This window comes from Kitasatospora sp. NPDC056446 (assembly GCF_042796115.1).
In the GTDB taxonomy this organism is placed as follows: Bacteria; Actinomycetota; Actinomycetes; order Streptomycetales; family Streptomycetaceae; genus Kitasatospora.
In genome coordinates this window covers 72,086-84,446 of the sequence record NZ_JBHTRF010000001.1, presented here as the reverse complement: position 1 = coordinate 84,446, position 12,361 = coordinate 72,086, and the positions used below count along the sequence as shown (strand labels likewise).

9 protein-coding genes are annotated in these 12,361 nt (G+C 72.8%); 5 read left to right on the top strand and 4 right to left on the bottom strand.

Annotation, left to right across the window (positions count from 1 at the left end):
• Positions 1-99: 99 nt before the first annotated feature.
• On the top strand, positions 100-561 hold the full coding sequence (locus ACFQ6N_RS00385; protein WP_380645874.1) for a helix-turn-helix domain-containing protein: 462 nt from the start codon (positions 100-102) through the stop codon (positions 559-561).
• A gap of 121 nt (positions 562-682) precedes the next feature.
• Here ACFQ6N_RS00385 and ACFQ6N_RS00380 read toward each other — a convergent pair whose 3' ends face one another.
• Both ACFQ6N_RS00380 and ACFQ6N_RS00375 read right to left on the bottom strand, forming a co-directional pair.
• Positions 683-1,285: a ClpP family protease gene (locus ACFQ6N_RS00380; protein WP_380645873.1), complete on the bottom strand. Its 603-nt coding sequence runs from the start codon at positions 1,283-1,285 to the stop codon at positions 683-685.
• A 1-nt stretch (position 1,286) separates the two neighbouring features.
• Complete coding sequence (locus ACFQ6N_RS00375; protein ID WP_380645872.1) at positions 1,287-1,925, bottom strand: ATP-dependent Clp protease proteolytic subunit; 639 nt, start codon at positions 1,923-1,925, stop codon at positions 1,287-1,289.
• Between the two features lie 246 nt (positions 1,926-2,171).
• On the opposite strand from ACFQ6N_RS00375, the gene ACFQ6N_RS00370 reads away from it, so the two are divergent.
• Positions 2,172-5,510 carry an SdrD B-like domain-containing protein gene (locus ACFQ6N_RS00370; protein WP_380645871.1) on the top strand — a complete coding sequence of 1,113 codons (3,339 nt, stop codon included), beginning with the start codon at positions 2,172-2,174 and terminating at the stop codon, positions 5,508-5,510.
• A gap of 370 nt (positions 5,511-5,880) precedes the next feature.
• A complete protein-coding gene (locus ACFQ6N_RS00365) occupies positions 5,881-7,047 on the top strand; it encodes an alanine--tRNA ligase-related protein (RefSeq protein ID WP_380645870.1) in 1,167 nt (388 codons plus the stop codon).
• A 67-nt stretch (positions 7,048-7,114) separates the two neighbouring features.
• On the opposite strand, the gene ACFQ6N_RS00360 is transcribed toward ACFQ6N_RS00365, so the two are convergent.
• Together ACFQ6N_RS00360 and ACFQ6N_RS00355 are read right to left on the bottom strand one after the other, a co-directional pair.
• Positions 7,115-7,834 carry a hypothetical protein gene (locus ACFQ6N_RS00360; RefSeq protein WP_380645869.1) on the bottom strand — a complete coding sequence of 240 codons (720 nt, stop codon included), beginning with the start codon at positions 7,832-7,834 and terminating at the stop codon, positions 7,115-7,117.
• 78 nt (positions 7,835-7,912) lie between these two features.
• A complete protein-coding gene (locus ACFQ6N_RS00355; protein ID WP_380645868.1) occupies positions 7,913-9,418 on the bottom strand; it encodes a hypothetical protein in 1,506 nt (501 codons plus the stop codon).
• 397 nt (positions 9,419-9,815) lie between these two features.
• On the opposite strand from ACFQ6N_RS00355, the gene asnB reads away from it, so the two are divergent.
• Both asnB and ACFQ6N_RS00345 read left to right on the top strand, forming a co-directional pair.
• A complete protein-coding gene (gene asnB, locus ACFQ6N_RS00350) occupies positions 9,816-11,648 on the top strand; it encodes an asparagine synthase (glutamine-hydrolyzing) (RefSeq protein ID WP_380645866.1) in 1,833 nt (610 codons plus the stop codon).
• Positions 11,649-11,772: 124 nt separating this feature from the next.
• Entirely contained in the window at positions 11,773-12,306 is a 534-nt protein-coding gene (locus tag ACFQ6N_RS00345; RefSeq protein ID WP_380645865.1) for a hypothetical protein, read from the top strand.
• Positions 12,307-12,361: the final 55 nt, after the last annotated feature.

The following is a 12,361-nucleotide window of genomic DNA, read 5'->3' as shown; positions in this document are numbered from 1 at the left end:
CCGGCGCCGCGAACCCGACAGCCATGAGGGGCAGTCGCCTTCACTCAGGGCAGAACGCCGCTCCCTTCCCTCCGCGCCCGGGATCCCTACGCTGAAGGGGTGAGCACTCATGCGCCGAACGAAGCCCGCGTCATTCCCCTGCGCCCGCAGACCCCGCCGCCGGCCTCCGGTACGGCGCCCCGCGCTCCACAGCGGCCGGCGGGGGAGCCCCGGACCCCCGCACCGAAGGAACCGCTCTGGCGCGACCTCGTCGGCGACGCGCTGCGGCGCGAGCGCCTCGCCCAGGAGCGCACGCTGAAGGACGTCGCGGAGGCGGCCCGGATCTCCATGCCGTACCTGTCGGAGCTGGAGCGCGGACGCAAGGAGGCCTCCTCCGAGGTGCTCGCGGCCGCCGCCCGGGCCCTCGGCCTCGGCCTCGCCGACCTGCTCTCGCTCGCCCAGGACGGGCTGACCCGGCACGCCCGCAGCCAGGCGGGGCGCGCGCAGCCGGGCCACGGCCGGGTGGGGCGCACGTCGCCGTCGGTCCGGGCCCGTTACGACGGCCTCTGCCTCGCGGCCTGAGCCGTGGTCTGACGCGCGGCCCGATCGGGCCGGGTGCCGGTACGCCCCTGTCGTATCGGCACCCCGCCCCGGCCCGCACCCCGCCCCGGCCCGCACCCCGCCCCGGGACCACCGCGCGGGCTCAGTCGTGGGCGAGCCGTCGGTTCAGCACCTCGTCGGCGATCCCGTAGGCGACGGCCTCCTCGGCGGTGAGGATCTTGTCCCGGTCCATGTCCGCCCGCAGGGTGGCCGCGTCGTGGTGGGTGTGCAGGGACAGCACCTCCTCCACCTGCGAGCGGATGCGGACCATCTCCTTGGCCGCGAGGCTGAGGTCGGAGACCGTCCCCTGGCGGCCGCCGCTGGCCGGCTGGCCGAGCAGGACCCGGGCGTGCCGGAGCACGAACCGTCGCCCGGGGTCTCCGCCGGCCAGCAGCACCGCCGCCGTCGACGCCGCCTGGCCGACGCAGAACGTGGAGATCGGCGCCTGCACGAACGTCATCGTGTCGTAGATCGCCATCAGTGAAGTGAACGATCCGCCGGGCGAGTTGAGGTAGATCGAGATCTCGCGCTCCGGGTTCTCCGCCTCCAGGTGGAGGAGTTGCGCGATGACCACGTTGGCGACCCCGTCGTCGATCTCGGTGCCGAGGAAGATGATCCGTTCGTTCAGCAGCCGGCTGAAGACGTCGTAGGACCGTTCGCCCTGCGCGGTCCGTTCGATGACGTAGGGAACCGTGTACGACCCCATGTCACAACCCCATCCGTCGGCGGGACGCGGCCGGGCGGACGTCGGCGAGCGACTCCACCACCCGGTCCACGATCCCGTACTCGCGGGCCTGCTCGGCGGTGAACCAGCGGTCCCGGTCGCCGTCGCGCGCGATCGTCTCCTCGCTCTGCCCGGTGTGCTCGGCGGTGATCCGCTCGATGGCCCGCTTGGTGAACCGGAGGTTCTCCGCCTGGATCTCGATGTCCGAGGTGGTGCCGCCGATGCCGGCCGAGGGCTGGTGCATCATGATCCGCGCGTTCGGCAGCGCGAACCGCTTGCCGGGCGCCCCCACGCCGAGCAGGAACTGGCCCATGCTGGCGGCGAACCCCATCGCCAGCGTCGAGACGTCGTTCGGGACCAGCCGCATGGTGTCGTAGATGGCCAGTCCCGCAGTGACCGACCCGCCCGGGCTGTTGATGTACAGGGCGATGTCGGTGCGCGGGTCCTCCGCCGACAGCAGGAGCAGCTGCGCGCACACCCGGTTGGCCGACACGTCGTCGACCTGGGTGCCGAGCAGGACGATCCGCTGCGCGAGCAACTGCGCCGCGAGGTGGTCGTCGAAGGGGCTGGGCGCGGTGTCGCCGTCCGCCGCGCGGGGCGGGAACGTGGTGCGTGGAGTCATCTGTCTCTCCTTGTCGAGGCCGGAGCCGAGGCCGGAGTGCCGTCGGACCCACTCTCGGCCCCGGGCGGCCCCCGCCGGCGGTTTCTCTGCCCGCCGCAGATTCGCCACGGGCAGAGCCGCCCGCCCGCCCGGGTCCGCCCGCTACCCGCCGAGCGCACGGGCCACGCTGAGCCGGGAAGGTGAATCACCGTCACCTGTCCTCGCGCCATCGGGAGTAGTAGCCGGGGGTCGGATGAACTGCCTGGTATGCGACTTCGATTCCGGACCGGGCGGATCGCCTCGGTCCTGGCGCTGGTGGCGGGCTCGCTGCTGAGCAGCAGCGTGCTGGCACCACCGGCCCAGGCCGCGATCTCCTTCACCAAGAGCGTGGACAAGGCAACCGTCTCCCCGGGGGAGAACGTCACTTTCACCCTGCGCTACACGTGCTCGATCACCGAGTGCACGGGCGGGCAGATCCTCGACACCCTGCCGCCGAACATGCAGTTCCTCGGCTGGACGCCCGACCCGTCGACCGTCGACGAGGCCGCGTCGACCGTGCCCGCCGCCGGTGCGACGGGCGGCACGATGGACATCAAGCTGAAGAACCTGAGCCCGGGCACCACCGCCACCATCACGGTGTCGATGAAGTACCCCAACTTCTCCACCCCCAACGGCGCGGCCTCGACGAACTCGGCGACCATGTCGGCCACCGGCCAGACCTCGCAGACCGCGACCGCCGACACCAAGGCCCAGGTCCAGCCGCAGTACACCGTCACCAAGGGCATCCAGACCTCCAGCAGCGACGGGCGCACCGTCACCTACCAGTTCAGCCCCTGCGCCACCGACAACGTGCCCAACGTCGACCTGGACACCAGCCGCCTGCTGGACACCCTGCCGCCCGGCGCGGTGGTCGACACCAGCCGCTCGCCGGGCTGGTCCCAGGTGCCGCCCGGGCCGAACACCTGGGGCTACGACATCGGGGCGTTCACCTCCGGCAACGGGCGCGGCGGCTGCCGCCAGCCCGGCGTGCTGGTCGTCAACTACCCGGAGGCCGACTTCCCGGACGGGACGACCTCCGTGAACACCGTGGACCTGCTCGGCGCCCCGCTGGGCGAGGGCGAGCGGCGACTGGACACGGACAACGCCACCACCAACCCGTTCCGGCCCCCGGCGACCGGCGTGATGGTGACTGCCAGCAAGGTGTGGCGCGAGAACGCCGTCTCCGGCGACCTCAACTCCTTCGGCCTGTCGGCCACCAACACCTCCGGCCCCGCCACCAGCCTGACCATGACCGACCCCGGCGCCGGGACCACCGACGGCATCTACAACTGGATCTACCCGCAGTCCCTCCAGTTCGAGCCGTGGAACCCCACCAGCATCCGGCTCACCATGCAGTACCGCCTCAACGGCGACCCCACCTGGCTGACCTTCACCCCCACCAACCCGCTGAACGGCTCCAGCACCCGCCGGATCGTCTTCTCCCAGGGCGCGGGCAACCCCGCCGACGACGACCTCGGCATCCCGGCCGGACGGTGGCTGGACGGCCTCAAGTTCACCTGGAACGGGCCCATCCCCACCGGCTGGAGCCCCGGAAACTCGGTCCAGCTGGTCACCCAGGTCGCCACCCCCGGCCACGACGGCCGTACGGCGCCGTCCCCGCTGACCAACTGCGTGGACACCACCGCCAGTGACGGCACCAACACCGCCGCCGCCAACGCCTGCGCCAACACCACCATCACCCAGGCCACCAACCTCGGCGCCGCCAAGACCACCGTCGCCGGCGAACTGTCCGCCCCCGGCGGCAAGGCCACCTTCCAGGTCATCCCGTACAACCGCAGCGCCCGCGACCTCGACCGCCCGCTCGTCCTGTACGACGTGCTGCCCGCCGGTGTCGTCTACATCGACGGCTCGGCCCGCCCGGACCCGAACTACCCGGACGCCAAGGCCCCCAGCTCCATCACCGTCACCCCCGGCCCGGACGGCCGCCAGATCCTCCGGATGGAATGGCCCGCCGGCGCGCCCGACATGACGTACCTGCACGACCCGCTGGCCTACCGGGTGCTCTTCGACGTCCAGGTCGCCAGCAGCATCCGCTCCGGTGAGCTGACCAACGACATCTACGTCACCGTCGACAAGCCGACCAACCCGGTCTCCTGCATGTACTCCGGCTCCGACAGCGGCAGCACCCCGGACCTGCTCGACCTCAACGGCAACGGCGACACCACCGAGCTGATGTGCCACGCCTCGTCGCAGATCCGGGTCGACGTGCCGTCGGTGCTGCGCTCGTACAAGGAGGTCAAGGGCGACCTGGACGCCGACTACGTCAGCATCGGCACCTCCACCCCCGGCGGCCAGACCTCCTGGCGCATGACGGTGCGCAACGACTCCCCGGACCCGGTCACCGACTTCATCGCCTACGACAAGCTCCCCGCCCCGGGCGACAACTACGTCCTCACCCAGGACGCGGCGCGCGGCAGCGCCTGGGCGCCCTCGCTCAGCCAGCCGATCACCAGCAGCGACCCGGCCGTGGTGATCGAGTACACCACCGACCCCAACCCGTGCGTCGAGACCGTGATCGTCAGCCGCACCGGCTGCAACAGCGCCGCGGCCTGGACCACCGCCTTCCCCGCGCCGGGCACGGCCACCTGGTTCCGCGTCCACCGCTCCGGCACCATCCCCTCCGGGCAGTCCTTCACCCTCACCTGGCCGATGGTCGCCTCCTACGACGCGCCCGAGGGCGACTACGCCTGGAACAGCTTCGCCTTCACCGCCACCGACAACGAAGGCCGCCAACTGCTGCCCGCCGAGCCCGCCAAGGTCGGCGTCGCCATCAAGCGCATGGCGCCGTCGAACAACGCGCTCGGCGACTTCGTCTGGCAGGACCTGGACGGCTCCGGCATCCAGAAGCCCGGCGACCCCGGCATCCCCGGTGTCACGGTGAAGCTGCTCGACGGCAACGGCCAGCCCGTGCGCGACAAGGACGGCAAGCCGGTCACCACGGTGACCGACGCCGGCGGCCACTACCTCTTCGACAACCTGCCGGACGGCAGCTACGCCGTCCAGTTCGACCTGTCGACCCTGCCCAAGGGCGCCACCGTCACCAAGCGCGGCGCCGGCACCGACCCGAGCAAGGACTCCGACGCGGACCCGACCACCGGCATCACCCAGACCGTCACCCTCACGGGCGGGCAGCGCTACCTCGACCTCGACATGGGCGTGATCCTGCCGACCACCTCGCCGTCGCCGTCCCCCTCGCCTTCACCCTCGCCGAGCCCGTCGCCGTCGCCGTCGCCGAGCCCCTCCCCGAGCCCGTCGCCGTCGCCGAGCCCGTCGCCCTCTCCCTCACCGTCTCCGTCTCCCTCGCCGAGCCCGACGTCCTCCCCGTCGCCGACCCCCAGCGGGTCGCCGTCGCCGACCCACACCGTGAGCCCGACCCACAGCCCGAGCGCCACCGCCCCCACCCCCTCCGGGACGAGCAGCCCCTCGCTGCCGAACACCGGCAGCGGCATGCACGGGCCGCTGCTCGCCGCCTTCGGCGGGATCGCGGTCCTCGGCGGCCTGATCCTCTGCGCCACGGCCTACCGGAGGCCCGGACGCCACAGCTGACATCCGGCACGGACTCCTGAACACGAGCACACCACCGGTGGCGCCGCTCCCAGCGGCGCCACCGGCGCGTTCGGGCCCGGCCGCGGACCCCCGGGCCCGGCCGCAGACCTCCGGGCCGGGCACCGGGCGGAAAACCACGTGCCCCGCGACGCCGACCGCGTTACCCTCGGCACCATGAACGTCACCGGCCCGAGCACCACCGCGACCGCGCGAGCGACCAGCTCGCCGGCCGCCGCCTGACGTACCCCCTCCCCACGGCGACCGGACACGGTCCGCCGCTGGTGGCTCCGAGGCGTTCCCCCTCGGCTCCGATGACCGCGTGGACCTGTTGTCCGGTGCCTCCCCCCGGCCCACGCGAAGGAGCCACCCCATGGACACCGACCAGCTCGTCCGCACCTTCACCGAGTACTACGAGGAGCGCGGCCACCGCCGGATCACCGGCTCGACCCTGCTGCCCCCGCCCGGCGACCCGGTGCTGTTCACCACCTCCGGCATGCACCCCCTCACGCCCCACCTGGAAGGGCGCCCGCACCCGCTCGGCAGGCGGCTGGTCAACGTCCAGCGCTGCCTGCGCACCACGGACCTCGACGAGGTCGGCGACCGTACCCACCTGACCGTCTTCGAGATGCTCGGCACCTGGTCCCTCGGCGACTACGAGGGCCCGCAGAGCCTGGACTGGGGCTACGGGCTGCTCACCGACGGCTTCGGCATCGACCCGGGCCGCCTCCACGCCACCGTCTTCGGCGGCGACGACCACGTCGGCCCCGACACCGGCTCGCTGGAACTGTGGCAGGACCGCGGCGTGCCGGTCGAGCTCACCGTCGAGGACAACTGGTGGTCCAACGGGCCGACCGGCCCCTGCGGCCCGGACTCGGAGATCTTCCTGTGGACCGGCGACACCCCGCCGCAGTCGACGCCCACCCGGGACGACCGCTGGGTGGAGGTGTGGAACCACGTGATGATGCGCCACCGGCGCCTCGATGACGGCACGCTCGTCCCGCTCCCGCAGCGCAACATCGACACCGGGCTCGGCCTGGAACGGCTCTCCTCGCTGCTGCAGGGCCGGTCCTCGGTCTTCGAGTGCGACGTCTTCGACCCCTGGCGCCGCCTCGTCCCGACGCTGTGGCAGCTGGACGAACCGTCACTGCGGCTGGTCTGCGACCACCTGCGCTCGGGCATCGTCGTCATCGGCGACGGCGTCCGCCCGTCCAACACCGGCCGCGGCTACGTGCTGCGCCGCCTGGTACGCCGGGTGCTCACCGTGCTGCGCCGGGACGACGGGCAGCGCGGACTCGGCGACCTGCCGGTCGAGCTGGTCCGGCACACCCTGGACCGCTTCCGCCCGGACGTGGACCCGGAGTCGGTGCGCCGGGTGCTGCTCGACGAGGAGCACCGGTTCGACCGGCTCCTCGACCGCGGCCGCCGGGTGCTCTCCCGCCCCCGCTTCCACGGCCCGCTCACCGAGGACGACCTGCACTACCTCCACGACACCCACGGCCTGCCCCGCGACCTCGTCCTGGACCTGCGGCCGCAGTAGGGGCCCCGGGGGCCCTCCGACCGGGGTGGCGGCGGGGCCGACGCCGCGGGTCCGGGCCGGGCCGGCGTCAACTGCCGGTGGTGGCCTGCTGCTTGTGCCAGCGGGCCCGGTGGAAGATCGGCTCCTCGGCGACGACGCAGAGCGCGTGCATGGGCTGGTCCGTGCCCGCGGGGTCGAAGAAGCCGGCCAGGTCGCCGAGGAAGGTCTCGCCGTGGCGGTGGACGTGGCTGTCCCCGGCGACCCGGTCGCCGGCGGCGGTGAGCCAGTCGCCGATCCAGAAGAGGAGTTCGGCGCGGGCGGTGATGACGGCCGTCGCGGCGTGCTCGGTGAAACGGGCGGGGTGGCGGTCGGCCCGGCGGCGGACGTCGTCGGGCCGGTCGGAGGAGCGTGCCGCCGGGGCGGTCACGCTCAGGGGCGCCGAGGCGCGGCGCATCCCGCGCCGGAGGGCCGGCCAGTCGGAAGGCCGCAGCCCGGTGTCCTCACGGGCCAGGAGCAGCGGCAGCGTACGGGCGCCGCCGACCGGGGCCGTCGCTCGGGCGCCCGGCGGGGCCGGGACGTACAGCGCGCTGTGCGGGCTCGTCGCGGCGACCCGGAACAGGGCGCCGAGCCGGAGCAGGTCGGCCCGGCTCGCGCGCAGGTACCCGACCCGGAGGTCGGGCGGGTGGAGGAAGGTGTTGCGGAGCATGGGGCCGGTGCTCAGGATCCGGCCGAGCCCGGAGCCCGGTCCGGCGCCGTCGACCGGATGGCTCGTCACCCGCAGCCGCATCCGGCCGTCGTCAACCCCCATGCGGCCAGTACAGCACACGCGCCGGCGGCCTCGGAATCATTTTCCCACCCGGCCACCGTGACCTTCAGGCACCCCTGATCAGGCACCCCTGATCAGCTCGTACGCGTGACAGGTGAAGAGTTCCTGGATTCCCGTCCGGGTGTCGGTCCAGAAGGGGAACCAGCCCGTGCTGCCGGCCGCGAGGCCGAAATAGTCTCCGATGAATCCGCCGCCGAGGGGTGCGTCGACGGTGGGATCCCACGGCCGGTCGGTGATCGTGATCCGCTGGCGGAAATCGGCGCCGGTGTCCCGGGAGACCGCCAGGAGGACATCGATGAGATCCGGGGGCGCCCCGCCCGCGCGCGGGCCGAATTGGTAGAAGGCGCAGCCGATATCGCCCGCGGGGGTGGCGGCGAGTTGCGGCGCGAAATTGTGCTGACCGGCGGCGGTCGGGGTGAGCAGCCGTCCGTTGGTCGGTCCGTTCCACGAACTCCCGGCATCGTGCGACTGCTGGTAGTAGATCTCCGCGACGTTGTTGCGGAATTCCGGCCATGCCACCGTGACGATCCGGCCGGGCCCGCAGCACGAGGTCGGAATCGTCTCGGTGCGGAATTTCCCGCCGGGAAGCTGGATGGGCAGCTCGGCCACCAGCGTTGCCACCGTCGCGGCGGCGGTGAAGGTGTCGCCACCGTCGGTGGACCTGATGCAGTCGACCGACGGCGGTTGTCCGGCGGCCATGAAGAAGACGACGACGGTGCCGTCGCCGGTGACGGAGACGGACGGGAAGAGGCCGTGCGCGACCACCGTGCCTGGGGGCGGGCCGGTGGCCACCGGCCCGGCACCGATCCAGGTGGCGCCGCGGTCCGTCGTACGGGCGAACTGGATCTCGTGGTGGTCGTCCGGCCTGTCCCCGTCCCAGGCGGCGTACACGTTGCCGTGATGGGGGCTGGCGGGTGTGGTGTCCCCGGCGATCGCCGGCTTGTCCGCGTAGCCCTGGTAGAAGAAGTCGGGCGCACTCCAGGTGAGCCCGCCGTCGGTCGAGGTGTAGGCCGCCATACCGAGAGATTTCGGCCGGATGGGAGGCGGAGGCACGGGATAGGTCCAGACCAGACCGGACAGATAGGCCTTGCCCAGGTCGTCGAAGGTGACGATCGGATCCGAGGTGAAGTCCGCTCCGGCGACCGGGGGCAGCAGGGACTCGGTCCAGGTCGCGCCACCGTCCAGGGTGGCGTAGGCGGCGAGTGAGAACTGGTATTCGACGGGATCGGTGAACCGTTTGGAGGCGCCCACCATATTGAGCGGATTGATCGGATTGCTGATCAGGACGGATTCGCTCCGGTCATTGTTCGGATTGCTGTCGTACGTGACCTGGATGTTCTTGCCGGGCTGTGCCAGGACCGGAATCGCCGGTTTCACCGGCCGGTCGCAGCCCTGGGCCAGCCAATCGCCCCGGAGGCCCGCGAGTTCGGTCTCCAATGCGTCGATCAGTTGCTGGATCCGCGCCCTGTCGGCGGCGCTGACGGCGCCGGCCAGCTGATTGGTCGCCGCCGCGAGTTCCCGATTCAGCTGCGCGATGAGTGCGTTGATTTCCTTGCAGGTAGGCATGTCCTCCTCCTGGTGGGGAATTCCGGCGGTGCCGTTTCTCGACTGCGCCTACATTCAGTCTCGCGCCGCGAACTCCGCGACGCCTCCCGGCCCGGAAGCGGCCCGGAAGCGGCCCGGAAGCGCCCGGATCCGCCCCGGATCCGGCACGCGTCCGGCACGCGTCCGGTTCGACGGGCCGGTCGGCCCGGGGCGTCCGCCGGGGTCGACGCCCCGCCGGATCCCGGCCGCGTGGTCCGCCCGCTCGGAAAAGGATCACGCGGGTGCCCGGAACTTCCCGGGGTTCCGGCCCGACTCGTGTGCCGGGTGCGGCGTCGCACGGCCGCCCCGGGTCCCGTAGGGCCCGGGCCCTACGACCGAGCACCCTCCTCCGGCCCCTTCCACCGTCAGGAGCGCACGCATGTGCGGAATAACCGGCTGGGTGTCCTTCCACCAGGACGTCCGGCACAGCGCCCCCGTGATCGAGGCGATGACCGCCACCATGGCCCTGCGCGGGCCCGACGCCGGCGGGGTCTGGCTCGGCCGCAACGCCGCGCTCGGCCACCGGCGGCTCGCCGTGATCGACCTGGACGGCGGTGCCCAGCCCATGGCCGACCGCCCCGACCGGCCGCAGGTGGTGCTCACCTACAGCGGCGAGGTCTACAACCACCACGAGCTGAGGGAGCGGCTCAGAAGCAGGGGCCACCGCTTCGGGACCCGCAGCGACACCGAGGTCGTGCTCCGCGCCTACCTGGAGTGGGGTGACGCCCTGGTCGACCACCTGGAGGGCATGTACGCCTTCGGCATCTGGGACGAGCGCGCGCAGCGCCTCCTGCTGGTGCGCGACCGGCTCGGCGTCAAGCCGCTGTGCTGGGCCGCCGTCGACGGGGGCCTGGCCTTCGGCTCCGAGCCCAAGGCGCTGTTCGCCCACCCCGAGGTCGCCCCGGCCGTCGACGCCGACGGCCTGCGCGAGGCGTACAGCCTGCTGTTCACCACCGGCCCCACCGTGTGGGCCGGCGTGCACGAGGTCCACCCCGGCGGCCTGCTGGTCCTCGACCGGGACGGCATCCACGAGCGCCGCTACTGGGAACTGACCGCGCGTCCGCACACGGACGGGCTGGAGACCACCAGGGACCGGGTGGCCGCCCTCGTCGACCGCGCCGCCAGGTCCCAGCTGGAGGCGGACGTCCCGCTGTGCAGCCTGCTCTCCGGCGGCCTCGACTCCACCGTCGTCACCGCCCTCGTCGCCGACGAACTCCGGCGCACCCGCGGCCCCGGGGCGAAGCTCCGCTCCTACGCCGTCGACTACAGCGACCAGGCCGAGCGGTTCACCGGCGACGTGCTGCGCACCGGCCACGACACCCCGTACGCCACCGAGGCCGGCGCCTTCATCGGCACCGAGCACTCCACCGTGGTGCTCGACCCGCGCGCGCTGCTCGACCCGGAGAACCGGCGGGCCGTCGTGGCCTCCCGCGACTCGCCGATCGGCGTCGGCGACATGGACACCTCGCTCTACCTGCTGTTCGGCGAGATCCGCGAGCACTCCACCGTGGCCCTGTCCGGCGAGGCCGCCGACGAGGTGTTCGGCGGCTACCCCTGGTTCCACAAGCCCGAGGCACTGGCCGCGCGGACCTTCCCGTGGCTGCTGGTCACCGGCGACGACGCGGCCATGCCGCTCGCCCCCGACCTCGCCGCCCACCTGCGCATCCGCGAGTTCCGCGAGGACACCTACCGCAGCTCCCTCGCGGCCGTACCGCGCCTGGACGGCGAGAGCGCCGGGGAACGCCGCCTGCGCGAGATCCAGCACTTCTCGCTCACCCGCTGGCTGCGGCAGCTGCTCCACCGCAAGGACCGCCTCTCGATGGCCCAGGGCCTGGAGGTCCGGGTCCCCTACTGCGACCACCGCCTCGTCGAGTACGCCTTCAACGCCCCCTGGGCGATGAAGAACCACGACGGCCGGGAGAAGAGCCTGCTGCGCGACACCGGCCGGGGCATCGCCCCCGACTCGGTGCTCCTGCGGCCGAAGAACCACTACCCGGCGACCCACCACCTCGACTACAACGAGGGCCTGCGGCGGCTGGCCCGGGAGGCACTGGACGTCCCGCAGGTACGCGACATCGCCGACGCGACGGTGATCGGCGCCGTCCTCGACACCCCCGCCGACCGGCTCCAGTGGGGCCACCGGCTCCGCCTGGAACGGGTCGTCGACCTCGCGCTCTGGCTCGACCACCACCGCCCGGCCCTGACGCTCTGAAGCCCGGGACCGCCGGACCCCGGGGGAGCGGCGGCGGCCGGGCGGGGCCGGGCAGGCCGGGCAGGGTGGCCGGGCGGTGCCCGTTAGGATGCACCGGATCTTGATCGAATCGGGGGGATGCTCGGTGGGCAGTGGTCTGCGGCTGGTGGGACTGGTCGCGTCGGTACGGATACAGGCCGGGCTGCTGCTCCCGGTGAGCCTGGTCAGCTGTGTGCCCGCCTTCACCGGCGGCGCCGAACCGGCGGACCCGGTGATGAGCGTCGGGACCGGTGCGCTGCTGTTCGCGGTGACGTACGTCGGGCTCCTGAGGACCCGCCGGCCCTGGTACGAGACGAGGCTGGCGGGCGTGACCCCTCCGCCGCCGGGGGCCGAACTGGTCGCGCGGGACAAGACCTTCGACCTGTTCTCGCGCGCCCTCACCGTGCCGCTGGTGCTGGTGCTGCTGGTCGGACTCGGCGTCGGCTACGCGACGGGGATCCCGGCCGGCATGCTCCTGGCGGGCCTGGCCGCCGCGATGCTCTGGCAGTCCCGCTGGCTGGCGGCGGAGCAGGAGCGGCTGGGCGGCCTGGTCGTCTGCCTGCACACCCCCGTCCGCGTCGCGGCCGACGACCCCGACGCCCGGGCGTACCGCGAGTCCCGCTTCTGGCTCGTCCGGTAGGCACCCCCGGCTCCGGGACACGACGCGGCGGCACCCCCCCACGGTGGGGGGCCCC

What these genes read in the sequence shown, in the direction of transcription:
- asnB (WP_380645866.1), top strand. Translation starts at nt 9,816, where the DNA reads ATGTGCGGAATAACCGGCTGGGTGTCCTTCCACCAGGACGTCCGGCAC.
- ACFQ6N_RS00355 (WP_380645868.1), bottom strand. Translation starts at nt 9,418, where the DNA reads ATGCCTACCTGCAAGGAAATCAACGCACTCATCGCGCAGCTGAATCGG.
- ACFQ6N_RS00360 (WP_380645869.1), bottom strand. Translation starts at nt 7,834, where the DNA reads ATGGGGGTTGACGACGGCCGGATGCGGCTGCGGGTGACGAGCCATCCG.
- ACFQ6N_RS00370 (WP_380645871.1), top strand. Translation starts at nt 2,172, where the DNA reads ATGCGACTTCGATTCCGGACCGGGCGGATCGCCTCGGTCCTGGCGCTG.
- ACFQ6N_RS00375 (WP_380645872.1), bottom strand. Translation starts at nt 1,925, where the DNA reads ATGACTCCACGCACCACGTTCCCGCCCCGCGCGGCGGACGGCGACACC.
- ACFQ6N_RS00380 (WP_380645873.1), bottom strand. Translation starts at nt 1,285, where the DNA reads ATGGGGTCGTACACGGTTCCCTACGTCATCGAACGGACCGCGCAGGGC.
- ACFQ6N_RS00365 (WP_380645870.1), top strand. Translation starts at nt 5,881, where the DNA reads ATGGACACCGACCAGCTCGTCCGCACCTTCACCGAGTACTACGAGGAG.